Origin of the sequence: Streptomyces sp. NBC_00885 (assembly GCF_045207475.1) — a bacterium.
GTDB lineage: Bacteria > Actinomycetota > Actinomycetes > Streptomycetales > Streptomycetaceae > Streptomyces.
In genome coordinates this window covers 6,184,634-6,210,071 of record NZ_CP108796.1, presented here as the reverse complement: position 1 = coordinate 6,210,071, position 25,438 = coordinate 6,184,634, and the positions used below count along the sequence as shown (strand labels likewise).

Sequence of the window (25,438 nt, the reverse complement as noted above, 5' to 3'; positions counted from 1 at the left end):
GGGCGTTCAGTGGCTGTCGGGGACCTTGTTGTCACACGGCGAGCAGTCCGTGCCGTCAATCATCCACAGCTCCTCGTCCATGTCGAAGCCGATGGACTTCAGGAAGTCCGCCGTGCGCAGGCACAGACCGTCGCGACGGCGCTCGATGAACGGTGCGTGGTGCTTGTAGCGGCCCGCGTTGTACGCCTCGCAGAGGGCCCACCACACGGGCGTGTCGAGGATGAGCTGGTGCACGCCGATGTCGACGAGCTTGCCGACCCCGAGGTGGACCTCGGGGTGCTCCATGCAGCCAACGGTGTACATGACGGCGTTGCCGAGGATCCGCTCGGCCATGTCGCGGACCATCGTGTGGTCGCGCAGCAGCAGGGCCACCTCGCGGTCCCACAGGGTCATGTCGCCGGCCAGTACGTTTATCGTCAGGTGCTTGATGCGGTGCTGAACGGCGTTGAGGAGTTCCTGCGGGTCCCGTGTGCGGGTGCTCACGGGCCGGTCGAGTGTGGCGGTCATGGACTACTCCTTCGGAGACAGGTCGTGTCGTACCGGTTCGAGCCCGCCCCGCCTGTCAGCCTGTCCCGGCTGAAAGCGCGGCGCGGGCGCCTTGCGGATTCCGTTCCAGCGAGGGCTACTGGGTGACCTGGCTGGAGCGGGCGGCTTGGGTGGAGCCCTGGCGGTTGCCCATTCAGCACACGTGGTCGAGGTGTCCGGAGTGGTCATGAGAAGACCCCACTGCTTGCTGAGTTCAGAGCACGGGTTCGCTCCCGCATGCCTGCTGCCGCTCCTCGTCCGTTGCACGGCGTACGCGAGCAGGGTCGACGTCCCACTCGCGTCCGCCCGTCACCGGCCGAAGCTGCACGACCCGTCCGAGGCGACCATGACGTAGCCAAGCCTGTCGCGCTCGGTGTCGACGACCAGCGCGCCCTCCGGCTGCTGTTCCTCAGGCATCACGCGTCACCCCCCGTCGGATCGCTTCGGCCAGGCGGGCGGCCACGTCGGAGCGCACCCGCCCCAGCTCAATGAGCCGCAGCGTGGGGGAGGCAGGGTCGACTCTCAGCGAGGGCAGGACAAGCCCGACATCGGACAGCGCCGCTCTCAACGTCTCCGCCGCCGCGTGCGGGTCGACGTTGTTCCGTTCTTTCGAGGCCATGAACAGGACGCTAGAAGCGGGGCGTTGACTGGCGGTACGCTGTTTTCTCGAATTTGCTCGCCGCGCGCCCAAGATTGCTGGTGTTTTCTCCTGAGCCCTGCCTGACCCCGTAGTGCCAGGCCCTGACCCCCGACCATGCTGATGGGATCAACACCCCACGGAAGGGAGAGCATCCATGGTTCGTCGGTTGCGCTTCACTGGCACGGACAGCAAGGTCGACGGTTGCCCCGCCCTGCACACGGACGAAGGCACCGGCGAGATCATCGTTCAAGGCACGCCCGTCACCGAGCCCGAAGACCTCACACAGCTCCAGCACTTCGGAGTCGACGAGGCAGCGGTGGCCGTGCCGCGCGAACTGCTCGTGAACTGGGGACCGAAGGAGATGGAGCGAGTGCCGGAACTCGTGGACCGAGCCACCTTCCGCCGCCTGTTCGAGACCTTCGAGCACACCGCCTGGCGGCTGGAGACGCGGCGCGGTTACGCGTCGGACCGACAGGACCCCGACTTTCAGGCGTTCCTGGCCACCGGCTCGTCACCCTGCGACCCTGACGAACCCTGGTTCGTCAACATCAAGGCCCAGACGGGCGCCGGTAAGACGGTCGGCCGTTCCGCATCGCCGACAACCCGCCCACCACGGAACAGCTGTTCCTGCTCGACTACGCCCGGCACAACGCCATCTTCGGCGAGGACATCCGGTACCTGTGGCGCGAGGACGCCGCGCAAGCCGGCCTGCCCTCCGAGGACTTCTGGATCTTCGATTCAAGGCTCGTCGCCCTGCTGCACTTCGATGACGAGGACAACCTGCTCGACATCGAGCTGATCACCGAACCGGCTGAGGTCGTGCGGTATGCCATGGTGCGCGATGCGGCGATGCACCACGCCCTCCCGCGCGACTAGTTCGCCACGCAGGTGGCCACGACCGAATAGCACGTGAACGGTGAGCACTGACTACCAGCAGGCACGGGCGGCGTTGGGGGCGCGGCTGCGCGAACTCCGTTTCACCTGCCCCGGTGGTCGGCTCACCGGTCAACAGCTCGCGCAGCGACTCGGCTGGCCGGGCTCCAAGGTCAGCAAGCTGGAGAACGGCAAGCAGACGGCCGCCCCCGAGGATCTGAGGGCGTGGGCCGACGCGACCGGGCAGCCTGGGGTGTACCCCGAACTCGCTGCCCGGCTGGCCGGGTTCGAGTCGCACATCAGGTCATGGCGTCGAGCGCTGGCGAACGGCTTCAAGCCCCTTCACGAGGGGCTGAGCGCCGAGATCGACCGCACCTCGGACATGTGGGTTTGGGAGGAGTCGGTGATCGCCGGACTGCTGCAGACCCCGGAGTACGCCCGGCACGTCATCCAGCGGTATGCGGAGCTGCTGGACGGACCCGGCGACGTCGAGGCAGCCGTCCTCTCTCGGGTGCAGCGCCAGGAATGGCTGTACCGGTCCAGCCGCAGGCTGCACGTGTTGATGTGGGAGGCCGCGTTGCGGTCGCTGATCTGCCCGCCCTCGGTGCTGGCGAGCCAACTCGACCGCCTCAACAGCATGATCGGCATGGACACGGTCGAACTGGGTGTCATCCCCTTCACGGCGTCCGTCAAGATCGTGCCTGCCAATGGCTTCTGGGTGCTCGATGACCGGCTGGTCGTCGCCGAGGACTGGCACGCCGAACTGTGGCTGGACGACGCCGACAACATCGCCTTGTACAAGAAGGTCTGGAAGTCCCTCAGCGAGTCGGCGGCGTACGGGGCCGACGCCCACAACCTCATCAACTCGGCCCGCCGAGCCCTGAATGCGCGTTGACGACGTTGTGGGTGTGGCAGGGCCCCTGGGCAAGCACCCGCCTGCCCAGGGGCCCTGCCCTGTCAGAGGGTCGCGAACTCGACGAACGCGGTCCACGCCGTGGGAACCACGGCGAGTGCGGCGCGGGTTGTGTCCTTCGAGTCGCGGACGTGGACCCTGGTGGGGCGGACGGCGACCTCGACGCATTCGCCGCCTTCCTCGCTGCTGTAGCTGCTCTTGCGCCATGCCAACTCGTCTATGGGCGACTGATATACGTGCGTGTTCATGGCTCTCCCAGCAACTTCTCTACGTACGCCAATGATTCACGAGGAGTCAGGGCCTGCGCCCGGATGATTCCGTACTTGGCCTCCAGCGCACGGACCCGTTCCCGCTCCGTTTGCAGGCGGCTCACGTTCTGTACCTCGACGTACGCGATCCTCCGCCCTTCCTTCGTCTCGATCAAGGTGAAGGGACCAGCCATACCAGCGTTCTCCTCACGGTCGAGCGGCATCACCTGGATCTCGACGTTCCGCCGCTCCCCTGTCAGGAGGATGTGCTCAAGCTGGCCACCCAGGACTCCCCGTCCTCCGATGGGACGCCTCAACACGGCCTCATCGATGACAAAGCTGGCGAGCGGCGCATCGCGGCTGGACAAGATCTCCTGCCGGGCCAGGCGCGCCGACACTCGCTGTTCGATCAGCTCGTCAGCCATGGGTGGCCGCATCATCATGAAGATGGCCCGCGCGTACTCCTCGGTCTGCAAGAGCCCAGGCACCGCCTGGTTCGCGTACACATGCAGCTCAACGGCCTCCGCCTCCAACCGTGCCGCATCCCGGAAGAACGCCGGATACTGAGCCCGAGCCACCTCCTCCTTGCTCGCGCTCAACACCCCACTCGCCCCCAGCACTTCATCCGCCTGGTCGATGAACTTCGGCGGCGGGATACGTCTCGCCTGCTCGAACGACGCGATCGTCGAGGCCGAGTACCCGGTCAGCGACCCGAGCTTCGCGCGGTCCATCCCCGCGCGCTCCCGGAACAGCTTCAACTGCCGCCCGAACACGTAGAGAATGCCCGTCCCGAACTCGTACTCCGGCTGTTGAACCTCGTCGTCCATGCCGCAGCTCCTCCCGTACGACCATCAAGTCACCGGACACCGCCCGCCCAACGCACGGCCCGGAAACCGGTCACGCCCGACATCACGTACAAGCGCACCGCCGACGTGTACAGCCCGCACCCGTCAGCGCATCGCTCCTGGTCAACGCTACGCAGAGTCCGCAACTGTTGACCCCATGAAGTCAGCAACTCCCCCGAACAGGCATATGCCACAGCACCCCACACCCGAACGCGAGTTCACCATGCACTTCACCTCAACCCCAGGCGGCGCCCGCCTCGCCCGCCGACTCGTCTCACACCGCCTGAACGACTGGGGCCACCCCTACACAACCCCGGCCAACGAGACGCTCACCCTCATCACGGCAGAACTCACCGCCAACGCCGTACGCCACGGCCACGTCCCCGGCCGGGACTTCCACCTCCAACTCACCCTGGCCGAGGACACCTTCCGCATCGAGGTGACCGACACCCGAGCCGAGAAACAGCCCTCGTCCGCTCCCCCGACCCCCGACTCCGCATCCGAGTCCGGCCGCGGGCTGCTTCTCGTCGCCGCGCTCGCGGACGACTGGGGCGTCACCCCTCGCCCGGCCGCCCCCGGCAAGACCGTCTGGGCCGAGCTGCGCGTACCGACCGGAGGCCACCCGCGCATGCACCAGGTGGCCCCTCGTCCGGCAGACTCGGCGTCGGCGTACGGGCACAACACCGAGTCGTTTACGGCTACTTCTTCACAGCGGCGCGACGGCCTCGGGTTGCGGCCGGGGGCTGCCATTTACGGAGATCGTCGTCGGTGAGTCCATGCTCGCCCTGCTTCTGCTGGCGGTAACCGGCGAAGAAGTCCGCCGGGGAGCCGCTGTAGAGCATGTCGAACTCGTTGTGCCACTGGGACAGCCACGGCTGGAGTTCCAGCAAGCCGGCGAGGAACGGCGTGATCTCCTCGGTGGACAGCGCGGTGTTGGTGAAGTACGTGGCGAGGGCCTGCGCCTGCTCCCGCTGGTCCCAGCCGGCCCAGCCGTACAGCTCTGGGGTGGCGGCGTTGGTCTGCCCATAGGAGACGAACCGCTCCTTGGGCACGTCGAGTTTGCCGCGCACCTTCCAGTAGGAGGAGCGGAGGAAGTCGGCCGAGGTGTACTTCGGCGGCACAGGGATGGAGTCCCGGATCTTCCGCTTGGCGGGCTCGTCGGGAGCAGCGTCCTCCTTGCGCTGGAGGTCCCACACCTCTTCCCAGTCGGCGCGCTTCTTCAGCCCGGAGGGCTTGTAGCGCAGGGCGGAGAGGAACGGCATGTGTTCGTCGGTGATCAACTCAGCGACGACCTTCGCGAGTTCCTTGCGGGGCGCGTAGAGCTTGGCGACGGAGACGAAGTCCTCGTCACGGGAGAGAGCGTCGGAGAGGCGGGCCAGGGTGAGGATGGTGGGCTGGCCGTTCTCGTCGAACCAGTGGTCGCGGTTCTCCATGCGGTCGAGCAGCCAGGAGCGGAGGGCCTTCTCCTGAAGCGCGTCCCAGCCTTCGGTGGCCCAACGGCGCTTGTACTCGGGGCGCTCGACCATGCCGATGGCACGGTTCGACTCGATGGCATTGATCCGCTTCTGGACGACATCGCGGTAGGGAGCGGGCCAGCGGGCGGGGATCTCCGTGATGGGGGTGGAGTTGTGCCGCTTGAACCACTCGTCGCTGGCCTCGCCTGCGGCTACGCGTCGGGCGAGGACAATCTCGAAAGCACGCTCGCCGAGGGCCAGTTCGGGGAGGTTGGGGTCGTCGGGGTCCTCGGAGACGCGGAGGTCTTCGGGATGAAGGTTGTAGAGGGAGTAGACCTGCCAGTCCAGTTCTTCCTGGAGGGCGATCATTCGGGCACGGGTGGACTCCCAACCGGTCTTCGCCTCCCGAAAAACCGTAACTGTCGGAGTGGTCTCGGCAGCCACATGTACAGCGCTGGTGGCGGCGAGTCGCTGGGCGAGGAAATCAAGCGCGGCACTGAGGACAGTGGGAGAGTCGGGAGGAAGGGGAAAATCTTGGACCTTTGTATTGGTGAACTCGTAAAAATCTTCGAACGGGATTGTGGATTGCCGAGCACCCCTAGAATCTACCGTGCTTCCCTTGTTGTGACTAACTTGCTTAAGCCAGAAGCAAGCCGCAGAACTATTGAGCAGCCCGAGCAGACTTAGATACTCGTCCTCACTTGCGTCCTTGCGTAGCTTGATCACCGGAGCGGTCTGCTTGAAGACCTTTCCACCCCGATCGAGTACGAAGTGGTTGTGGGTGGTCACGTAGGGGAAAGTGATTGATAGCGCGGACTCATGGCGGCTTGGGAAAAACATGCCGAGATCGAACCAGCGAAGTCCCCGCTCCTCTGGCACCTTCCCGAAATACAGGCGCCTGCGCAAGTTCGTCCGGAAGGCCCACAGGTGGTTCATGGATGACTTGCCCAGTTGACGCTGTCCACCATCCCAGCCGAGGGGCATAATGACGCGCTGCGGATCGTCGATAGTGAAATCCCGCACCTCGTCGCCGCTCACGAGGAAGACGCAGTCTTCCCTGAAACCAAGACGTGCCGCGGCATCGTCAGGTGCCAGGAACGCGTCGTCTTCCAGAGTGAGCGCTGTCATTCCGATCACGGACGAGTTCTGCGCCAGGTTCCCAACAGAGACTTCTGCAAGCCTCTCCACCATTTCTAGACCACCGTCCGTCAGGATCCACGGCTGCCGACCGAAGTCACGTACGCGGTCGAGATCATCGACGGACACCCACGAACTCACTGAGCCAGGATTGTCAATCTGGTCCGTGATGGCCTTCCAAACGGTCCCGTCTTCCGGCCTTGTCGGTACGCTCGGTTCACCCTGCACGCTCCGGACCGTGCGAATCGTCTCCGACCGCCCGCTACCTCCGCGCCGTCTGCCCACCAGGATGAGTGTCGGCGTCCCATGGCCAGGGATATAGGCGCCCGACGTATCAACGACTTCCGTCAGCTCTACTTCATGCCTGAAGTACGACTCGATCAGTTTAGTTCCGAACTCTCTCTTCATAAACGAGTTCGCGGTGATCTGGCCTACCATGCCATATCCGCGCCCCTCGGCGTTACCTCGTTTAGCCAGCTCAAAGAACCGCTGCGCAAATGGCACCGACAGGGCGTACTTGCCCGCACAAGCGCTGTAAAGCTCTCTGTACAGCGCGTTCAAATCTTTATCCTTCACGGTGATGTACGGCGGATTCCCCACAACCACGTGATAGCGCCCCTGCTGCAAGATCCCCGAGTGCTCGTACACGTCCTCCGTGGTATACGCGAACGACGCCAGCGGGTCGTCTACGCCATCATCCCCACCCAGCGTCAACTCCAACTGCCGCGCCTTGATGAGCGAGTCACCCACCGCCAGATGAATCGGCCACTCGTACTTCGCGGCCTCCACCAGCGTCCGCACCCCACTCGCCGCCATAGCCGCAACCAACAGCCGGAACCGAGCAATAGCCACCGCGAACGGGTTGATGTCCACCCCGTACACCGAGTCCAGCGCCGCCCGCACCCGCTCGTGCACGTTACGTCCCGGCTGCCCCTTAGCCCAGAGCCGCACCAACCGCCGAAACGCCCCCAGCACAAAGTGTCCCGAGCCACACGTAGGGTCGATCATCTTGAGTTCCTCGTACCCGAACTCGCGCACCGCCGGGTTCATCGTCCGGTCGAGGATGAACTCCTCCACGAATTCCGGCGTCTGAAGCAGCGCGTACGTCTTCCGCGCCGCCTCGCTCAAGTCCTGGTACAAGTCGCCCAGGAATCGCGTGTCCCAGCCCTCCGTACCGCCCTCGTTCAGCAGGTCGGTGAAGTCGTGTACAAGGACGCCCGCCTCGTCCCTCCCCCTCCAGAACTCGACCAGCTCCCGCGCACAATCGTGCGACAGCGGAACCTGATACAGCGGATTGTGCCGCTTGTCGAAAAGTAGCCGTCCCGCCTGCCCCTGCCCCAGCTCCTCGAACGCCTTCTCCAGCCACCCCCGGTACGTCGGATCCTCGTCCGACTCCACATACGCGTCGTACCGAGACTCAGCCAGCTCCCGCCGGTCGCTGTCAGGCCCCGTCAGGTGCGGCTCCGGAATCAACCGGTTGTCCTCGCAGAACCGCACGAACACGGTCCCCAGCACCCACGCCACCGCGACCTGCGTGACCCGCTCGTCCAGCCACGAGGTCCACGTCGCCGCCGTACGCCCCAGCTTGCGTGCCTGGTCGTACTCGGCCCTCAGCCGCGCGCCGACATCCACCAGCGCCTTCACTTGGCGCCCAAGGTCGGCTTCGACCGCCTTGACCTGCTGCTTCAGGTCGTTCAACAGAGCCTTGCGGTCGATCACTTGACGTCTCCCTCGACACCACTGGCACTAGCCACAACCTCACCGGACCCGCGATGGGCATTGCCCACCCACGTGTCCGGAAGCTGAATCCACTCCCCCAGGCCGGCCTGGTACGGCACGGCCACCTGCCCGAGCCGGGGCTCGCGCGAGGGGTCGCTCTGCGGGACCAGGAGCCACAGCCCCCGCCCGCCCCGCCGGGCCGCCGACGCCAGCCGGTCCAGGACGCCCATCGCGTCGTACCGGGCGAACACCCCGGCCTCCGTCAGCAGCACAGGACCGACCCCGCCACCACCGTTGCCCAGCAGCTCCGCGATCCGAGGCTCCACCGCGCCCCACGCCGTCCGCGCGTACTCCGCGAACCGCACCGCCCCCTTCGAGCCCGGCTCGGCGGCGTCCGCCTTGAGCAGGGTCTCCCAGGTGGGCTTGGTGCCCGGCGTGACCTGGGCGTGCAGGGCTTCCAGGAACAGCTCCGTCACCGACACCGCATCCGTGCCCAGCCTCCCGGCGCCCAGTTCCCGCACCGCGTCCCGCACGAGCTGCTGCCGTACGGTCAGCACCCGGTACCCGTCCCGTCGGGCCGACGCGAGCAGCCGTTCCTCAGCGCGTACTGCGCCCGCGAGCTGCGGGTCGTCGGCGTACCGCGTCACCGCACCCGTACGCGTCGACTGCCGCCACGCACCCGTCGTCAGATAGCTCGACGCGTCGTCCACCCGCGTCGGCAGGTAGCGCAGCACGCCCTCGCGTTCGTGCATGCTCAGCGACAGTTCAAAGCCGGCGTCGCGCAACGCCTTGGTGAGCGGGCCGCCCGTCGGCAGTTCGTGGTGCGTGCCGCCACGCCCGTCGGGAACGACCATCTCCGGGAAGCGAGCACGGACCCGCTCGTGCACGGCCTCGCCGGTCAGGCCCGGCTGCTGCCCCTCCGCCATACCCGGGGTCCAGCGGACGAGCCCCGCCTGCGTGAGGCGCAACGCCCTGACGAGCGACAGGTCCCGCGGGTAGATCTCCAGGCGTGGTGTGGCGGCGGCGTTCACGGATGCCGCAGCCGCCAGTTCCACCATGCGCCGCTCGTCCCAGTCGACCGCGCCCGGTGGCACCGTCAGCGCGCCCAGTTCGGCCAGGACGGTCGCGGCCGTCGGCAGGGTGTCCAGCTTGGCGAGCCGGTCGGCCGTCTTGCCGAGACGGGTCGCGTACTCCAGCAGGCCGGGCGCGGTCGGGGTGTCCGGGCCGTCGTTCTCCCGTACGTCGAGGGCGAGCAGGCCTGCGCCCAGGGACTCGTCCGTGGCCTTGCGGTTCGGCTGGTGCTGGAACTCGGCTTCCTGCGGGAGCAGTTGCTCGACCTCGACCACGGCTCGTACGGCCGCCAGCGCCATGGCCCGCCGCTGCTCACGCCCCGCGAGATGCGTGCCGCGCCGGACCGCCAAGGCATCCGCGATCTCCACCGCCGAAGCGACCCGTCCCATGCTCACCAGCAGGTCGATGATCTCCTCGCGCAGTGCCTGGACGGCGGGCTCCGCCTTCCAGCGCTTGCGCTCGTCCTTGAGCATCTGCGGGATACGGCCGTGGCTCAGGGCGAGCGCGTCAGCAACGTCCTTCTGCTTCGGCCAGACCCCGATGTCGGGCAGCACGCCGTGCTCGTCGGGCAGGCGCAGCAACAGCCGCACCATCTCCGCCTTGTTGCGGTTGGAGCCGTTGTTGTTGACGGCGGGCACGAAGACGGTGGCGAGGGTGTCGAGGCTGACGGAGCGGAGCGTGCGGGGGGACAGCGCGCCCGCCGAGGCGCCCGTGGCGAGTTCGCCGACGAGGGCCGACTCGGCGGCGGTGAGCTGCTCCAGCTCCTCCTTGGCCTCCGCGCGTCCCTTCGGCGTGAGCGGCGAGACGGGGATCTCGCGCAGCCGCTCGCCCCACTCGCGCTGCCTCTGCTGGACCTCGTTGCGGGTCTTCGCTCCCAGTCCGGGGGCATTGACGAGCTTGCGGCGGCTGTAGTCGAGCAGTTCGCCGACCGTCGTGGTGCCCAGGCCGTAGAGGAAGGACTGGGCGGCGGGCGTGAGGCCGGAGACGGTCAGCGGGGTGTCGCGCGTGACCTCGGCGGCGAGGCGGTCGCGCTGCTGCTCGGCGGTCTCCGGCTCGGCGTCCGCGATCGCCGCGGCGGCGGCGGCCTCGGCGGGTGTCCCCTCCCCTGCGGTCGCGGCGGCCGGGTGGCGGGAACGGTGGCTGGACGGGACAGTCTGAGAGGCGTCGAGGAAGACCTTGCGCCAGGCGTCCCGCATCGGCTTCAGCTCGGGGAACCGCTGCCCGGCGTCGCGGTGCATGGCCTTCTGGAAGAAGGCGACGAGACCGTCCCGTACGGCCGGGTCGAAGGCCTCGGCCGCGATGGTCGGGTACGGCCACTCCTTGGCGCCGGTCATGCGGGGCAGGACACTGCCGTCGCCCCACTTGGGCAGCTCGCCGGAGGCCATCTGGTGCAGGGTGACGGCGACGGCGTACCGCTCGGCGTGCGAGTCGTACGAGCCGCGGGTGATGACGTCGACGAAGGGGTCGAGGTAGCCGTCGGTGCCCGCGTTGGTGCTCTTCGCCGGATAGCCGGCGAGGGAGAAGTCGATGAGGACGAGTTCGCGGGTGCGGTTGGGGCGGATGCGGATGGCGATGTTGTCGGGCTTGATGTCGCGGTGCCAGACGCCCTCGCCCTCCAGGAAGTCGACGGCTCCGAAGAGGTAGTCGCCGTACGCCTCCAGCTGGTCGACCTGAAGGCGGCCGTTCTCGCGGAGCTGGCGGGAGACGGTCTCCTCACGGCGGCGCGGGCGCGCGCCGCCCTCGGTGCCCTGTCTGTTGTCGTCGCGTTCGTCGCCGACGTACTCCAGTGCCAGGACGGTACGGCCGCCGATGTGCAGCGGATCGGGTTCGACGAGGCGGATGATGCCGGAGTGGGGGCGCAGGCGTCCCATGGCCTCGGCCTCGCGGGCGAGGATCTCGCTGCGGCTGTCGGAGAGGGCGACCTTCAGCACGGCCAGCGGGCGGGTCCTGCGTGCTTCGGCCTGAAGGTCGCGGACGAGGAAGGCGCGGCTGGTGGAGCCGGTGCCGAGGCGGCGGCGGATCTCCCACCGGCCGGCGAACACGTCACCGGCGACGGCCTCCAGCGGGTCCTTGTCGGCGGCGGTCTCGTCGTCCTCGTCGGCCGGCCCCTCCGTGGCGGTGGCCGCCGGGGCCGGGGCGGTGAGGGAGTCCTCGACGACCTCCAGCAGCTCCAGGAACTCGTCCACGCTGGACAGCCGCTGGCCCGGCCGGTATGCGGTGGCGGCCTGCACCAGGTCGTCCACGTCCTCCGACAGTCCGTCCACCAGGGAGCTGGGGCGCAGGCCCTCCCCCGCCTCCAGGCGGGCCAGCAGCTCGGCCTGGCTGGCGGCCGGGGCCTTGCCGGTGACCAGCAGGTAGGTGAGGACACCGAGCCCGTACACGTCGAGGTGGACCGGGTCGGGGTTGAGGGCGGTGAGTTCGGGGGCGAGGTAGGCGTCGGCGTCGTCGGCCAGGTGCATCGCGGACAGGGCGGTCGGCGCGAAGCGGGTCATGCCCTGGCCCTGGGAGGAGTCGCCGCTGCGCTGGGTGGCGATCTGCCAGTCGGAGATCTGGAGGTGCGGGGTGAGCCAGGCGGCTTCCTCCCCCACCGCCCGGCCCTTCCTGCCGCGCGGCCGGGGGACGACGAGCACGGAGCGGGCGGCGAGCGCCCGGTGGTGGATGCGGCTGGAGTGCGCGGAGCGCATGGTCTCGGCGAGCTGGCGGACCAGCGCCATCCGGCCGAGGATGTCCAGCTTCTCGCCGTACTGGACCAGGTACTCGTCCAGCTTCAGGGTGTCCGGGTGGTAGTCGAAGATCAGGGCCGGGCCGGCGGTGTGCCCGGAGGGGAAGTACTGCTTGAGTTCGACCACGCCCGGGTGCTTGAAACGGCCCAGCACCGCGGCTTCGCGCCGGGCGGCGTTCTCGACGGACTGGCGCAGGGAGGCGTCGGAGCCGCGCTCACTGAGGTAGATGCGGACGCGGGCGGCCTCGGGAAGGTCGCTGTGACGGGCGAGGTAGTCCGCCCAGGTGGGCCCGGAGTCGAAGGACTTCCGCTCCAGCTCGTACGGGCCGACCTTGTACTGCGCGTCGCTCTTGCGGATGCCGATGTTCTTGAGGGCCGCCTCGATCTCGCGCGAGCCCGTCGCGGTGACGCGGCGCCGCTCGTCACGCGGAGGCTGCTTGAGCATCTCGACCAGCTGGTGGACGGTGTACACGCCGTTCTGGTCGTGGGCGGGCAGGCGTACACGCAGGCCGTTGTCCGTGAAGCAGACGGCTTCGGCGACCCAGACCCGCTTGCCGCCGGGCAGCGCGAGCAGGCCGGCCAGTTCCTTGGCCTTGCGGTTGACCAGGTGCAGCGGGTTGCCGTGCGTACGGCGGCGGCCGCCGGGAGTGGTCTGCACCCAGGTGCCGTTCTCGGAGGTGACCGAGCCGTGCCAGTCCTTCAGTTCGATCATGCAGACGCCGCCGGGAGTGACGACCAGGAGGTCGACTTCCCGAACGTGACCGGTGTTCGCGGTGAAGGTGAAGTTCGACCAGGCACGCCAGGGGTCGGAGTCCGGGAGCCGCTCGCGGATCGCGTCCAGGCCACGGCGTTCGTGATCGAACTCGGACTCGGTGACCGTGACCCACCGGCCTTCCCGCATGCCTGTTCCCCGCTTCTCGTGTCCCGCAAGGGCGACCGTTCCCCGTGGTCAGACCCTTGACGCAGATCCTAGTGGCTGGCCGTGCCATGAAAAGAGACGGTGAAGGACGGGAGTACGGGACATTCCACCCTTATTTTCCGAATCCGGTGACTTGTGGTGCGCGGACCACCCACATTCTGGAACCTCGCCCATCCCCTCAGGTGAAAATACGCAAACTCCACACAGCCGATGTCATCGTGATCGACGCCGTCCAGTCCGGCGCCATCGTGTCCGGCGCCTGGGCGGAGACACCGCGGCGTGCAAAATTGATCGGCGTCAACTGGCTTGTGCACTAACGTGGTTACCCGCTGCGCACCTTCCCGGAGGGTACGTCGGCGGTGTTCCAGGTGCCGGTCCTCGGCGATGAGCGACGAGTGGTCTCCACCGCGTGCTGTACGCGGTGTGACTGCGGATGCCCGGTAGGGCGATCCCTGCCATTCCCAGCTCACGCTCAGGAGTGGAAACCGATGAACCCCGTTGAGTACAAGCTTGCACGTCGTGACCGGATTCGTCAGATTCTGGTCGACGTCGCGGTGGGAGTCGTCATCAACCTGTTGATGGCGGCCCTGACCGCGGCAGCACGCCTGGTCTTCTGACCGGCAGGTGGCGGGCCCGGGAGAGCCCGCCACTCCACATGCTGGCCCCCGTGTCAGAAGAGACGGAGCTCTCCGGGCGGGGTGTCCTTCTGGCGCTTCCTGCGGCGGCGCCGTCCTCGGCCGGGGCGGGGCAGGTGTGGCTGTCGCGCCTGCTCCGGCAGGTTCTCCCAGGTGGGTCGCAGACCGTGGATCTCGACGCCGCCGACGAGCCCCTTCAGGTACTCCCGGGTCTCCTCGTCCGTCGAGTAGAGCACGGTCGCCCGGCTCGCCCGGGTCATCAGCACGTGGTACGCGTGCCGGACGAGGCGGGCGAACTCGTCATCGTCCACGCTCTTCGGCTTCACCTTGGGATCGAACGACCCGGGAACGGCTACCCGCTTGACGCCCGCCTCCTTGTCCGCCCTCTCCTTGCCCCGGCGGAACACCCAACGGTCGCCCCGACGCACCATGTCCTCGCCCATGATCACGCCGCACCAGTCCCACTCCAGGCCCTGCGCGGTGTACACACAGCCGATCTGGCCGAGGCCGTTCTCGTGCACGGACCAGATCTTGGAAGGCGGGACGGTCTTGTTCTCGCAGAAGGAGTCACTGTCCGCGTTCCACGGCCGGTGCCAGTCACGGATCCGGACGTCGGGCTCAAGTCGCTTCTCCTTGCCCAGGGGCTTCGTCCAGGGCCAGCAGTATCCGGCGACCATGCGCGCGGACGCTCCCGCCCCGGCCTCGGAACGGATGATCCGCTCGAGTTCCTCCGGGCTGTCCACGACCTCGACGTGCATCAGTCCGTCCGGGGTCCACAGCTCCGGCTCCGCGTCGGACACCCCCAGCGCACCGCGCACCCAGCGGATGTAGGCGTCGCTGCCGCCGCACCGGAACTGTTCCCGCAGGCAGCTACGGACCAGATGGGCGTCGTAGCGCCGTGCCGCGTCCTCCACGAGAGCGGCGGTACCGACCTCCTGCGGGCGCACGGACTGCCCCTCGTCGAGGAAGAACACCGTCAGCCGGGAGGCGTCGAGGAGCTCGTCCACCTGAGGCTTGGTGCCCCAGTCCTCGGGTTTCCAGAAGCGGTTGGTGGAGCGGTCGCGCAGGCGGTGGGCTTCGTCGCAGATCAGCACGTCCAGCGGCGGGTCGGGCGGCGTGACGAAGTTGCTGAAGTAGGTGAAGGTCTCCTTGAACTCCCGGTCACCGTAACCGACATGCTCCTGCAGGGCGCCGTTGAAGGCCCTGCTACCGCTCGCGTACTTGACCGTGCGGCCGTCCGCCTCCAGTTCGGCCTTGAGCTGGAGGCCGATGGCGCTCTTGCCCGTACCGGCACCGCCCGTGACGAGGAACACCACCCGTCGCTCGTCGGGGAGGAGCGCGGGCCGCCGGGGATCGGGAAGCACCTTGGCGGCAGTGTCGAGGATCTGGTCCGCGACCTTCTTCTGACGGCCGCGCAGGGTGAAGACCGTGTCCTCACCGCTGGAGCGGATCATGGCGTCGAGCAGCGGGGTATTACGCAGACCCATGCTCCGTAGCAGGATCTCAGCCGCCGAGTCGGCACCGTCGGCGGCGAAGCTGCTCCGCAGGTCCGACAGCAGTTGATCGCGGCGGTCGTTCGTGTAGACACGGGCGTAGGAACCGGTCGGCGCGTCCACGCCGACCAGCGGGAGCACTGCGGCGTCGGTGGCGTTGTGCAGATAGGCGAAGCCGCCGCACTCGTAGTCCAGTCCGTACAGCGGACCTCTGTCACCCGTGAACGCCTCGTAGTATTCGCGCAGTTGCAGCGCGGGATGCTTCTTCTCCCCCATACCGGGGACATGCACCAGTTCCGCGGTGGCTCGCTCCACCCGGGTCACCGTCGACCACCGCTTCAGCTCGACGAGTTGGACGGACAGCCCGTTCTCTTCGGGATGATGACCCACGAGGACGACGTCGATGAGCCGCGGGTCCCCAGCCCGGTCGGCCTCGTCGAGCGTGGCCGCGCACTCGACGACCATCTCGACGTTCCCACGGTCGGCGGCGACCAGATCCTCGGCGAGATGCACCAGGCTCTCTGCCCAGGCGGAACGTTCGGTCAACGAGGCGTCGGTGCTGAGGAAATGCTTCCACCTCGCGGCGAGGTGGGGCACCATACGGCGTCTTGAGTTCAGGTTCAGCAGATCCCGCGCTGCCAGTTTCAGCAGGAGCATGGACACGAGGTGGATCCCCCAGGGCACGAGTGACTCGTGCGGATGGGGGCGTGTCCACGTGGGGAAGCCCGTCGGGCCGCAATGACGTCTGGGATCTTAGGGAAGTGACGTCCCGTCCCGACGCATATGACACGTCGGTCGGCTGGAAGCACGGACATCATGGCCGGATATCGCGCACTCACCGCCGCAGAGAGGGCTCCTCGATCGCGGCAGGCCGTGGCGCCGGTCGGCCGGACACCAGCTCCCGCAGCTTCTCCCGGGTCTCCGGATCGGTCGAGTACACGATCGTGCCGACCATCCCCCGCGTCAGCAGCACCTTGTACGTGTTCCGAATGAGACGGTCCACATCGGTGTCCGGTGTGGACTTCTTGAACACCGGGTCCTTGGAAGCGGTACGGTCGGTGACCCAGCGGTCACCCCGCCAGACCAGGTCCGGGCCGATGATGACGCCGGACCAGTCGTACTCGAACCCCTGGGCGGTGTAGACGCAGCCGATCTGTCCGAAGCCCGCCGGGTCGGTGGCCCACAGCGCGGACGGGGGCGCGCCGGAGACCGACCGGTCCCCGCGCAGGTTCCACGCACGGGCCCAGCCCCCGATGACGACGTCGGCAGGCAGTGGATCGCCGGGCTTGGGCTCGGGGGACCACCGCCAGCAGTAGCCCGCGGACATCCGGGCACCGTATTTCTCGGCGCGGCGGGCGTCGAGGAACGACTCCAGTTCTTCAGGGCTGTCCGCGACCAACAGCTGCATGCGGTCGTCGGGCTCCCACACGACCGGCCCGCCGGGCTCGAGGCCGAGGAGCCGGACCACCCAGCGCAGGTAGGCGTCGCTGCCTCCGCAGCGGAACTGGCTGTCCAGGGGGACGACATGGCAGTCGATGCCCCGTCTGGCCGCGGCCTCACGGATCTCCTCCACGGTGCCCATCTCACCGGGACGCACCACTTGGTGCTCGTCGAGGAAGAAGACCGGTACGTGGGCGACGTCGATGAGTTCGTCGATCTGTGCCCTGCCGGTCCGCAGTGCCGCGCGGGTGTAGCGGTTGGCAGAGGTCTCCCGGATGCGGTGCGCCTCGTCACAGATCAGGGCACCCAGGCTGTTCTTCTCCGTGGTCATGAAGCTGTTGAAGTACTTGAAGAGATCCTGGACTTCCCGTTTCCGGGAACCTGCCACCTTGCGCATCGTCTTGGTGAACGACTGCGAGCCGGTCGCGTGGACCGCGGCCACGCCCCTCCGGTAGAGCTCGCCGAGCAGTTGGAGCGCGATCACGCTCTTCCCGGTACCGGGGCCGCCGGTGACGATGACGACTTCCTTGTGGTCGGCGCGCTTCGCCCGCTCCACCGCGTTGAGCACCATGCGGTAGGCGACCTGCTGCTCGTCGAGGAGGACGAACTGCTGGCGCTCCCGCACTTCCTGAGCCGCCACGGACATCAACTGCTTCGACGGCACGGTGGCGCCCGCGAGCAGTTCGTCCGCCGCACGGGCCCCGGGGTGCTTGTCGCTCAGCTTCGACCGGAGGTGCTCCAGGAACGCGCCGCGCCCCTCCCCCGTGAAGAGCCGTCCCTGCCCGTCGCGCTCGATCTCCCGCAGCCCCGCCACCCCGGACTCGGTGGCGTTGTGCAGGAAGGCCACTCCGTGGATCCGCTCGCCGTGCTCGGCCACCGCGCCGTTGAAGTTGACCAGGTAGTCGCAGTATCGCCGCACCTGCTCGATCGGGTTGAGCACGGGGTGCGCGTAGGCGTCGACATGGCACAGGGTGGGGTCGTCCTCGTGCGGAGCCGCCTGGCTCCACTGCTTCAGCTCCACCACGACGTAGGACGGCTCCTGCGTGATCGGGTGCAAGCCGGCGAGGACGACGTCGGCACGCTTGCTGTTCAGCGGTAGCGCGTACTCCAGCATGACCTCGACGTCGCCCAGGCCAGCGTCGTTGAGCGCGGCGGTCAGAAGCGGGATGCTGCGCTCCCAGGAACGCATCTCCGAGGCTCCGTGCCGATAGCCGTGCATGTGGACGAACTGCTCGGTGAGGTGCAGGAACAGCGAACCGTCGAGTGCCATGATGGCGACCGTTTTCGCGGACGCGCGGAACAGCAAGGACTTCCCCCAGGCAGCACGAAGAGACTCGTGCGGGTGGGGGCATGTCCTTCGAGACTCCACCGGAGTGGAACGGAAGCCCGTCGGGCCGCGATGACGATGTGTTCGAGGGTACCTGGCGGTACTGGCAGTCGTACCGGTGGCCGCATTGGAGGCAGCGGACCCCATGCCCGGTCTCCCCGACCGACATCCGGATACCGAGTGCATGGCCTCTGACCTCTGGAGTCGGCGAGGTCGACCTCGGTAGCGTCCGCGTCATCCCAGCGGACGCGTCACCGCAACGAATCAAGAACCCTCGGCGGGCATCAGGCCGCCCTCCGAATCGATCAAGTCCCCTGCGGCGATCAACGCGTCGATGTCGCCAGTCAGCGCGTCCCGGATATCGACTCCGAGCCGCGCCCACCCGAAGAAGCGAGCGGCTTCCCGCAGCAGGTCCTCGCGATGCACGCCCGGTCCTTCGTCGACCACGTTTCTGAGCACGAGCTGCCGCTCAGCCACGGGAACCTCCGCGACTCGTCGGGCGCACCGCTCCGTCGGCGTGCGGGCGAACTCCGTCTCGTGGCCGGGCCTGTCGTAGGCCGTACCGACGTGGACGATCTTGCCCTGCTTGAGCAGACGGCGAAGAGCTCGGTCGATGCGGTCGCGGACCACCTGGCCTGCTCGTCCGAGGCCCCACGCGAGACGGACCCGGGTGTAGATCACTTCCTTCTCGACGGGCCCTTCCACCTCGACTACACACAGCGCCACGTCCGCCACCACGTCAAGGGCATCAGGGTCCTGCAACTCCGCGCCCCACATGCCCCGCTGGCTGCTCGACCTGTCACGTACCTCTGCCAACAGGTCAGGGTCGACCTCCTGGTAGGGACGGCTCCAGGGCGCAGGGCCGGCGTTGTCGGTCACGAACTCCACTCGCGGGACTGCCGGACCACCGGCCACTTCTACAGGTTCTCCACCCCCCGCGCTCAGGAGGCCGTCCACGGCCTCCGCCGTACTGTCAGCGTTGCCGAGGTCGCCACCACTGCCGTCCACCCCCACGGGCGGCGCCACTCGCACCGCATGCGGATCCTCCGCACACGCGGCCTCCACCGCGGCCCGCAGTCGCGCCATCGCATCCCGCCGGTTCCGATACCAGTCCGTACCCCAGATTCGGTGCAGCTTCCAACCCAGGTCGCGCAGGACCGCTTCCCTGAGCCGGTCCCGGTCCCGAGCCGCCCGTGAGGAGTGATACATGGCGCCGTCGCACTCGATGCCCAGCGCGTACGTACCGGGCGCGCCCGGGTGCCGTACCGCCATGTCGATGCGAAAACCGGCGACCCCTACCTGCGGCTGGACCTCATATCCCCAGCCGCGCAGGACGTCGATGACCTCCTCTTCGAAGGGGCTCTCCGGGGCCGCGTCCGGATCGGCGGCAGCCGTCTCGAGGATCGCAGGACCGTGCTGGGCGTACTGCAAGTACCGCTTGAGGTGCTGCACGCTCTTGTTGGCGCTGTCCGGCAGGTCGCCTCCGTGGAAGGAGGCGACGACCTCCATGCGGCGTCGGGCGCGGGTCACGGCCACGTTGAGGCGTCGCCAGCCGCCCTCTCTGTTGATCGGACCGAATCTCGAGTCCATCTTGCCCCGGTGGTCGGGACCGTAGCCTACGGAGAGAATGATGACGTCGCGCTCGTCGCCCTGGACGGTTTCGAGGTTCTTGATGAAGAAACCGTCGAGCCGGCCCTCCGTGAAGTGGTGGTCGAGGTCCGGGCGGGCCGCCCTCGCCTTCTGCACCGCCTCCTCGATTGCCTCCGCCTGCGCCTTCGACAGCGCGACCACGCCGAGGGTGTGCTCGGGGCGGGTGTCGAAGTGGTGGATGACGCGCTGAGCCACCTTCGTGGCCTCGAGGGGGTTGTCGCTGCTTCCGCCGCGGTCGTAAACGCCGTCCGCCTTGATGAACTCCACTCCGATGTCCGGTCCTTGTTCCAGCGCGCCCGGGAACGTGACCATGGAGTTGTCATAGAAGTCGTGGTTGCTGAAGGCGATCAGGTTCTCGTGCCGGCTGCGGTAGTGCCAGCGCAGGGGCAGCCCGCGCAGGACTCCGCTGGCCTTGCACATGTCGAGAATGGACTCGAAGACGTCGTTGGCGTCCTCGTCCCACTCGTCGCCGTCGTCACTGACACCGGCCGCGGTGAAGAACGAGGTCGGCGGCAGCTGCTTCTGGTCACCCGCCACAATGAGGGCCTTGCCTCGGTACACGGCGTTCACCGCATCCTGGGGCAGGACCTGGGACGCCTCGTCGAAGATGACGACATCGAACTCGAAGTCCGGTGGCAGAAATTGGCTGACGGTCAACGGACTCATCATGAAGCAGGGCTTGACCAGCCGTACCACCTCACGGGTCTCCTTCAGTAGGCGCCGTACGGGCATGTGGCGGCCCTTCAACTCGGCCTGCTTGCGGATCACGGCGGCCTGGCCCACCGATGTCCGGCGGGGGCGGCGGGAGTTGCACGAGGCGATGACCTCGGCGTGTGCCGCGGCCACCAAGTCCTGGTCCGCCCTCTGGAAGCGGTCCACCAACTGGTCGCGTTCCACAGCCCGCATCGGCTTCAGCCTCTGGTCAGTGGCGAGCTGGTGCTCGACCCAAGCGGTGAGCACCGCGCGCTCCATCGCGGCGGGAAAGTCCTCGGCGGAGACCTCGCGGCGTGCGAGCTGGTCGGGCAGCCCGTCGAGGTGGTAGCGGCGCAGCAGGGTCAGTGCGTCGGCGCAGCTGGTCCACGCTTCCGGGCCGAAGGGGTCGCGGTCGAGGCGGGACAGGACGGACTGGGCCGCGGTGAGGGATGCGGCGAGTTCGCGTCGCAGCTCCTCAGCCCGCTCAGGCTCGAAGTACCCGGCAACTGCCTCGCGTTGACCGCTCCAGTCGCTGGCGCGGGCCGCAACGGACGTGTCGGCTGACGCGGCCAGCATCAGCCGGGCCGCCGCCTCGGGCAGGGGCGCGGAGTGGCCGCCGTGTGCGGTACGACGGACCTTCTGGGCCCAGTCCAGGGCATCCAGGATCTCGTCGCGGTCTGTTTCGGTGCCCTGGTAGAGGGAATCGAGAAGGCTTCGGTAGGTGGACTGGTTCTCCGCGAAGGACGACTCGGCGGCGCGGGCGGAGACGACGGCGGCCACTGCTTCCCTGGCCCGCGACAGGGTAAGGCCCGTCTCCTCGTCCATGACGCGGGCGGATGAGCGGATGAGGTCGGCCGCGTCCTCGAAGGGTTCCACGTGCGCGCGGAGCCAGCTCGCCGCCTGTTCGAGGGGTTGGGCGGCGAGTGCTGCGCCGACCGCCGCGACGTGGGACTGCCCGGTGTACTCCTGCCATAGGTCCAGGTCACGACGGATCTGGTCGGTCTGCGCGAGGAGTTCGCGCGGTTCAGGCCGACCGTCGGCCAGTACGTCGACAAGGCTGGTCCGGCGCGCTGGTTCCGTGAGCGTGTCGAGTGCAAGGCGGGCGATCAGCTGCGCGGAGTCCAGGGCGGCTCGCAAAGCCTCGGTGTGGGGGTGCCCTTCCGGGACGTACCGTCCCAGCAACTCGCGCTGTTGCTCCGTGGTGTACGGGCCCGGTTGCTGTCGCGTCAGGTCAAGGCCGCGGCGCAGGAGCTGCCCCATGGGCTCGTAGCCCGTCACGCCGTTGGGCGCGGCGTCGTGCAGGTCGTCCGCCTGCGTGTCGAGGCCCCGGTACCAGGGGCCGAGAAGGCTGCGGTCGGCTACGGCCTGAGCGGCGAACGCGGCGGTCTCCTTCTGTGCCGCGTGCGCGGCCGTGACCGCCGTGCGCGCAGAGGCGAGCGTGTGCTCGGAACCGGGGCCACTGTCCCGGCGACCGACCGAGGCCACGGTGTCCAGCAGCGCGACGGCCTGTCGCAATGGTGCGAGGTGGGCGCGCAGCCAGCGGGCTGCGTCGCCGAACGGCTGCTTGGTGAGGTCGGCCGCATGCGGTGCCAGCGACGGGCTGTCCAAATCCCTTCGCCACGTGGCTAGGTCGTTGCGCAGCGCCGTGCCCTGCTCGACGAGTGCGGGTCGCGGCTCTCGGCCGTCGGCCAGGTGAGTGGCGAGCAGACTCCGGCGGTAGGGGTCGGCGACGGTTTCCGGCGCGAGTGCGTGGACCGCTTCGGCGTGCGCGAGTGCCTTGCGCAGTGCCGGTACATCGGGTAACGCTGTGCCCCGAAAGCGGCCGATCAGCTCGGTGTGGGTTGTGGCCAACGACCGCAGCTTTCGGTACGCGGCGCACCAGGCGTCGGCGAGCGGCAGCTTGTCGTACAGCTCGCCGCGCCACGAGCCGCCATGCGTCAGCCCGGCCACGAGCTTCCGGTCGGCCCGGATGCCGCTGGACAGCATGCCGGCAAGTCCCTGGCGGCCCTCCAGGAGCCGGTGGACTGCTTCGGGCAGTTCGGGCGTGGAGACGACTTCGGGCAGGAAGGTGTCGCGCGCCGCCTCCTCTGCGGCAGCCAGGTCGTCGGCGGCCGAGGAGATCTCCGCGACGGCTGCCCTGACACCGGGAAGTGCCCGGGGGTCGAGCCATGCTTCGAGCGCGCGGTCCGAGGCTGTGGCCAGCTCCACGAGCGTGGCCAGGTCCTCCGCCTCGGACGTCGCCTTCGGCCGGTCGCACCCGAGGCGCTCGGCCACCGAGTCGGCGTGCTCGGCGGCCTTCTCAAGGGTGTCGGCGAGCGTGCCGAACCGCTCGGCCAGATCCGCGGCCTCTCGGCCGGTCAACGACGCGATGTCGGTGCCAGGCGGTTCCAGTGCAGCGAGGGCCTGCTCGTTGGCCGGTCGCTCGGCACTCATTTCCCGACGCAGTTCGGCCCACCCCGGGCCCGCGCGGTCCATCGCGAGGGCCTGGGCGGAGAGTACCTGGTCCCGTCGTAGGAAGAAGTCGCTCAGTGCGTCGGCGGCGGCCCCGACCGCCGCCTCCTCCGCCTGCGCGGCGCCTTCAAGGACCAACCACTGCTCAAGAGGGCGGTGTTCGGTGCCGGCCACGGCGATCACTTCACACAGATGATGTGCTTGCTCGGGGCTGCCGGGATTCGTGAGCCCGGTGAGGTGGCTGACACGGGTGAGGCTCTGCAGGGTCCGCTCCAGCACACCAGCGGTCGCGTCGAACTCCCCGGCGAGCTGTCGCGCTCGCTCCTCCGTGAGTCCGGCGAGGTCGAGGCCGCGCGGCGCCATCGTCGAGAGCGTCTTCTCGGCTTCCCCCGGCTCAGCCGTCAGCCTGGTGGACAGCTCCTGCCAACGCTCGCCCACCGCCGCGCGGACGGCAGTGCTCGTACGCTGCACCTTGCGCAGTTCCGCCAGGAAAGCGTCGACCCGGTCGTCCACCTCATCGGCGAAGGCATCCGTGGTCAGCCACGCTTCCGGCACAGGACTCCGCACGTCGAGCAGCCGCAGGAGCGCGATCAGACGGTCGATTCCGCTCTGGTCCGTGACGGGCACTCCCCCGGGCGCGAGATCTCGGTACCGGTGGACCGCCGTCGTGAGCGCGTCCCGCGCCGCCTGCGCCTGCTCCAGCACAGGACGTGGATGCGGCAGGCCGGCCCGCAGGTCACGCCAGGGGAACGACGGGTCGGCGACCGCCTCCCAAGCCTCGGAGATGGCTTTCGTCGCCTCGACGATCAGGCGCAGGTCCTCGTCACTGAGCGTCTCAGCGCGAAACGTCGCCTCTGCCCCCGTGGGGGTGTCGTCACCATGGCTCAGATAGGCCACCGGCGCCTCGGACAGCCGGCCGACCTGACCGAGCACGTCGTGCAGGGTCCGTCCCAGCGGGTCGCGGACCTCGTTCATCGCTTCGGCGTAGGCGCTGAGCGCGAGGCGCAGTTCCCTGGCCTGCGCCAGGGTCTGCTGCGACAGTTGCGGTGCGCGCGGCTCCTCCGCGAGCGCCCGGCCCAGCTCCTGGGCCACCGCCTTGCGGCTGGTGTTGTGGCTGTGGAGGGCCAGGGCGTACGAGTCGAGTCCGACCGACTTCAGCCGGTCGAGGACGACGTCGAGGGCCGCCGCCTTCTCACTGACGAACAGCACACTGCGGCCCGCGTGCATCAGGCCGGCGATCATGTTCGTGATCGTCTGGCTCTTGCCGGTGCCAGGCGGGCCGTCCAGGACGAACGACTGGCCGGCCACGGCCGCGGCGACGGCCTGCCGCTGCGAGGCGTCGGCGTCAAGCACCAGCGGGCTGTCCTCGGGCGCGCTCAGTTCGTCGATCCGGTCGAGCTCGATCTCCTCGAAGTCGAAACGGTCGGAGGCGAGTCCGGAATTCGGGCCGAGCGCCATCGCCCGTACGAGGTCACTGCCGAGGACGCGGTCCTCGTTGTCCAGCAGGTCCTGGTACATCGACTCCTTGTGGGAGGCGAAGAGTGCGAGCACCACGCGGTCGGAGATCTGCCATCCGGCCTTGCCCGCCACCGCGCGAGCCGCGGCGGAGAGCACCGCCTGCAGGTCCGAAGGGTCCTGTTCGGCGACCGGCGTCCAGTCGATGTGGAATTGCTGCAGCTTCACTTTCAGGGCCGGGTTGAGGCGCGGTTCCTCGTCGTCGCTCGCTCTGAGGCGGATCCGGCCGTTGCGCGCGCGCTCGATGACCACCGGCATCAGGATCAGGGGGGCGTCGCTCGCCGTCTCAGCTCCGTCCTCGCGCCAGCGGAGCATGCCGACTCCGAGGTTGAGGGTCCACAGGCCATAGTCGTTGAAGACCTGCGTCGCTTTGGCGCGCAGGCTGTTCAACGCGCGCAGAAGGGAAGGCGCGGTGGTCTTCTGGGTGACGATTCCGTCGGTGCGGCCGCCCTTCTTCGCGAGGACCACATCGCCGGGCCGCATGCCCTCACCGGCCTCCGGCTCCTCGTCCGGGAGCGGCGCGAAGTCCCAGCCACGGGGCAGGCCTTCGACGAGCTCCTGCGCGGATGGGGTCGAGATCTCCAGCGTCGCCGACTTGGTGTGGCGGAAATTGAGCAGCCGGTTGCGGCCGCTCAGGTCCACCAGAGAGGTGCGCCAGCTCTCAAGCATCGCCTTGAGGCGGTCGAGTTCCTGGCTGCCCCCGAAGTCACCCGAGTTCGTCACGCTGGTCCCTGATGTTGTCGCTTCTGGGCCAACGGAGCACCGGCGTCGACGGCAGTCGCCTCTGCCGCCAACGCAAAGCGCGGCCACAGACGTTCGTACTGTCCGGGTGGCCGCACAAGTCCCGCTGATCCCCCCTGGATGGGAATTCTACGGTCAGCGCACCAATGCGTGAAGCGTTAACTACGGAACGTTTCTCGCGCTGTTCGCGAAGCCTCGGTGTACCCAGCCCGCGGCTCCCTAATGAACAGCGAAGGGAGCACAACCCACTCCGTCGCCCGGTCCACGCCCTCGGCAGCCGCCCGTCCGGCACGGGCGTCTGCTTCAGTCCTGGCGCGGCGATCCACCAGTCGGCCAGCTCCGAGGCCTTGCCCGCTCATCTGCGCCAGGGACTTTTCAGGGCATTCAGTGCTGCCCGATGGACTTTCCGCGGCATAACGCGGCAAGC

The 25,438-nt window shown here is 68.3% G+C and carries 12 protein-coding genes and 1 pseudogene; 4 read left to right on the top strand and 9 right to left on the bottom strand.

The genetic code is table 11. The annotated features are described in order from the left end of the window. Positions 1–6: 6 nt before the first annotated feature. Together OHA61_RS28150 and OHA61_RS28145 are read right to left on the bottom strand one after the other, a co-directional pair. Positions 7–507: a hypothetical protein gene (locus tag OHA61_RS28150; protein ID WP_406305374.1), complete on the bottom strand. Its 501-nt coding sequence runs from the start codon at positions 505–507 to the stop codon at positions 7–9. 427 nt (positions 508–934) lie between these two features. Further along, the gene (locus tag OHA61_RS28145; protein WP_326649598.1) at positions 935–1,144 is read right to left on the bottom strand and encodes a hypothetical protein; all 210 of its coding nucleotides are present in this window, start codon (positions 1,142–1,144) and stop codon (positions 935–937) included. 175 nt (positions 1,145–1,319) lie between these two features. Here OHA61_RS28145 and OHA61_RS28140 point away from each other — a divergent pair. Both OHA61_RS28140 and OHA61_RS28135 read left to right on the top strand, forming a co-directional pair. Further along, positions 1,320–2,041 (top strand): annotated as a pseudogene (locus OHA61_RS28140) (DUF6879 family protein). A 40-nt stretch (positions 2,042–2,081) separates the two neighbouring features. Beyond that, positions 2,082–2,933, top strand: coding sequence for a helix-turn-helix domain-containing protein (locus OHA61_RS28135; RefSeq protein ID WP_406305373.1), 852 nt, complete (start codon positions 2,082–2,084; stop codon positions 2,931–2,933). Positions 2,934–2,995: 62 nt separating this feature from the next. On the opposite strand, the gene OHA61_RS28130 is transcribed toward OHA61_RS28135, so the two are convergent. Both OHA61_RS28130 and OHA61_RS28125 read right to left on the bottom strand, forming a co-directional pair. Beyond that, positions 2,996–3,199, bottom strand: coding sequence for a DUF397 domain-containing protein (locus OHA61_RS28130; protein ID WP_406305372.1), 204 nt, complete (start codon positions 3,197–3,199; stop codon positions 2,996–2,998). After that, on the bottom strand, positions 3,196–4,026 hold the full coding sequence (locus tag OHA61_RS28125; RefSeq protein ID WP_406305371.1) for a helix-turn-helix domain-containing protein: 831 nt from the start codon (positions 4,024–4,026) through the stop codon (positions 3,196–3,198). The genes OHA61_RS28130 and OHA61_RS28125 overlap by 4 nt, the downstream gene beginning before the upstream one ends. A 241-nt stretch (positions 4,027–4,267) precedes the next feature. Between OHA61_RS28125 and OHA61_RS28120 the strand changes: the two genes are divergently transcribed. Further along, positions 4,268–4,816: an ATP-binding protein gene (locus OHA61_RS28120; RefSeq protein ID WP_406307497.1), complete on the top strand. Its 549-nt coding sequence runs from the start codon at positions 4,268–4,270 to the stop codon at positions 4,814–4,816. On the opposite strand, the gene pglX is transcribed toward OHA61_RS28120, so the two are convergent. Then, positions 4,743–8,354: a BREX-2 system adenine-specific DNA-methyltransferase PglX gene (pglX, locus tag OHA61_RS28115; protein ID WP_406305370.1), complete on the bottom strand. Its 3,612-nt coding sequence runs from the start codon at positions 8,352–8,354 to the stop codon at positions 4,743–4,745. The genes OHA61_RS28120 and pglX overlap by 74 nt on opposite strands. Further along, on the bottom strand, positions 8,351–13,048 hold the full coding sequence (gene pglW, locus OHA61_RS28110; RefSeq protein ID WP_406305369.1) for a BREX system serine/threonine kinase PglW: 4,698 nt from the start codon (positions 13,046–13,048) through the stop codon (positions 8,351–8,353). Before pglW ends, pglX begins: the two co-directional genes overlap by 4 nt. Positions 13,049–13,554: 506 nt before the next feature. Between pglW and OHA61_RS28105 the strand changes: the two genes are divergently transcribed. Beyond that, a complete protein-coding gene (locus OHA61_RS28105) occupies positions 13,555–13,683 on the top strand; it encodes a DUF6408 family protein (RefSeq protein ID WP_093774758.1) in 129 nt (42 codons plus the stop codon). Between the two features lie 53 nt (positions 13,684–13,736). Here the strand turns inward: OHA61_RS28105 and OHA61_RS28100 are convergent, their stop codons facing one another. From OHA61_RS28100 to OHA61_RS28090, 3 genes are all read right to left on the bottom strand, one after another. Continuing rightward, on the bottom strand, positions 13,737–15,851 hold the full coding sequence (locus OHA61_RS28100) for a DUF2075 domain-containing protein (protein ID WP_406307495.1): 2,115 nt from the start codon (positions 15,849–15,851) through the stop codon (positions 13,737–13,739). 178 nt (positions 15,852–16,029) lie between these two features. Further along, the gene (locus tag OHA61_RS28095; RefSeq protein WP_406305368.1) at positions 16,030–17,940 is read right to left on the bottom strand and encodes a DNA/RNA helicase domain-containing protein; all 1,911 of its coding nucleotides are present in this window, start codon (positions 17,938–17,940) and stop codon (positions 16,030–16,032) included. A 285-nt stretch (positions 17,941–18,225) separates the two neighbouring features. Beyond that, complete coding sequence (locus OHA61_RS28090) at positions 18,226–24,993, bottom strand: DUF3320 domain-containing protein (RefSeq protein ID WP_406305367.1); 6,768 nt, start codon at positions 24,991–24,993, stop codon at positions 18,226–18,228. Between the last annotated feature and the right edge of the window lie 445 nt (positions 24,994–25,438).

What these genes read in the sequence shown, in the direction of transcription:
- OHA61_RS28120 (WP_406307497.1), top strand. Translation starts at nt 4,268, where the DNA reads ATGCACTTCACCTCAACCCCAGGCGGCGCCCGCCTCGCCCGCCGACTC.
- OHA61_RS28125 (WP_406305371.1), bottom strand. Translation starts at nt 4,026, where the DNA reads ATGGACGACGAGGTTCAACAGCCGGAGTACGAGTTCGGGACGGGCATT.
- OHA61_RS28130 (WP_406305372.1), bottom strand. Translation starts at nt 3,199, where the DNA reads ATGAACACGCACGTATATCAGTCGCCCATAGACGAGTTGGCATGGCGC.
- OHA61_RS28105 (WP_093774758.1), top strand. Translation starts at nt 13,555, where the DNA reads ATGAACCCCGTTGAGTACAAGCTTGCACGTCGTGACCGGATTCGTCAG.
- OHA61_RS28100 (WP_406307495.1), bottom strand. Translation starts at nt 15,851, where the DNA reads ATGCTCCTGCTGAAACTGGCAGCGCGGGATCTGCTGAACCTGAACTCA.
- OHA61_RS28150 (WP_406305374.1), bottom strand. Translation starts at nt 507, where the DNA reads ATGACCGCCACACTCGACCGGCCCGTGAGCACCCGCACACGGGACCCG.
- pglW (WP_406305369.1), bottom strand. Translation starts at nt 13,048, where the DNA reads ATGCGGGAAGGCCGGTGGGTCACGGTCACCGAGTCCGAGTTCGATCAC.
- OHA61_RS28145 (WP_326649598.1), bottom strand. Translation starts at nt 1,144, where the DNA reads ATGGCCTCGAAAGAACGGAACAACGTCGACCCGCACGCGGCGGCGGAG.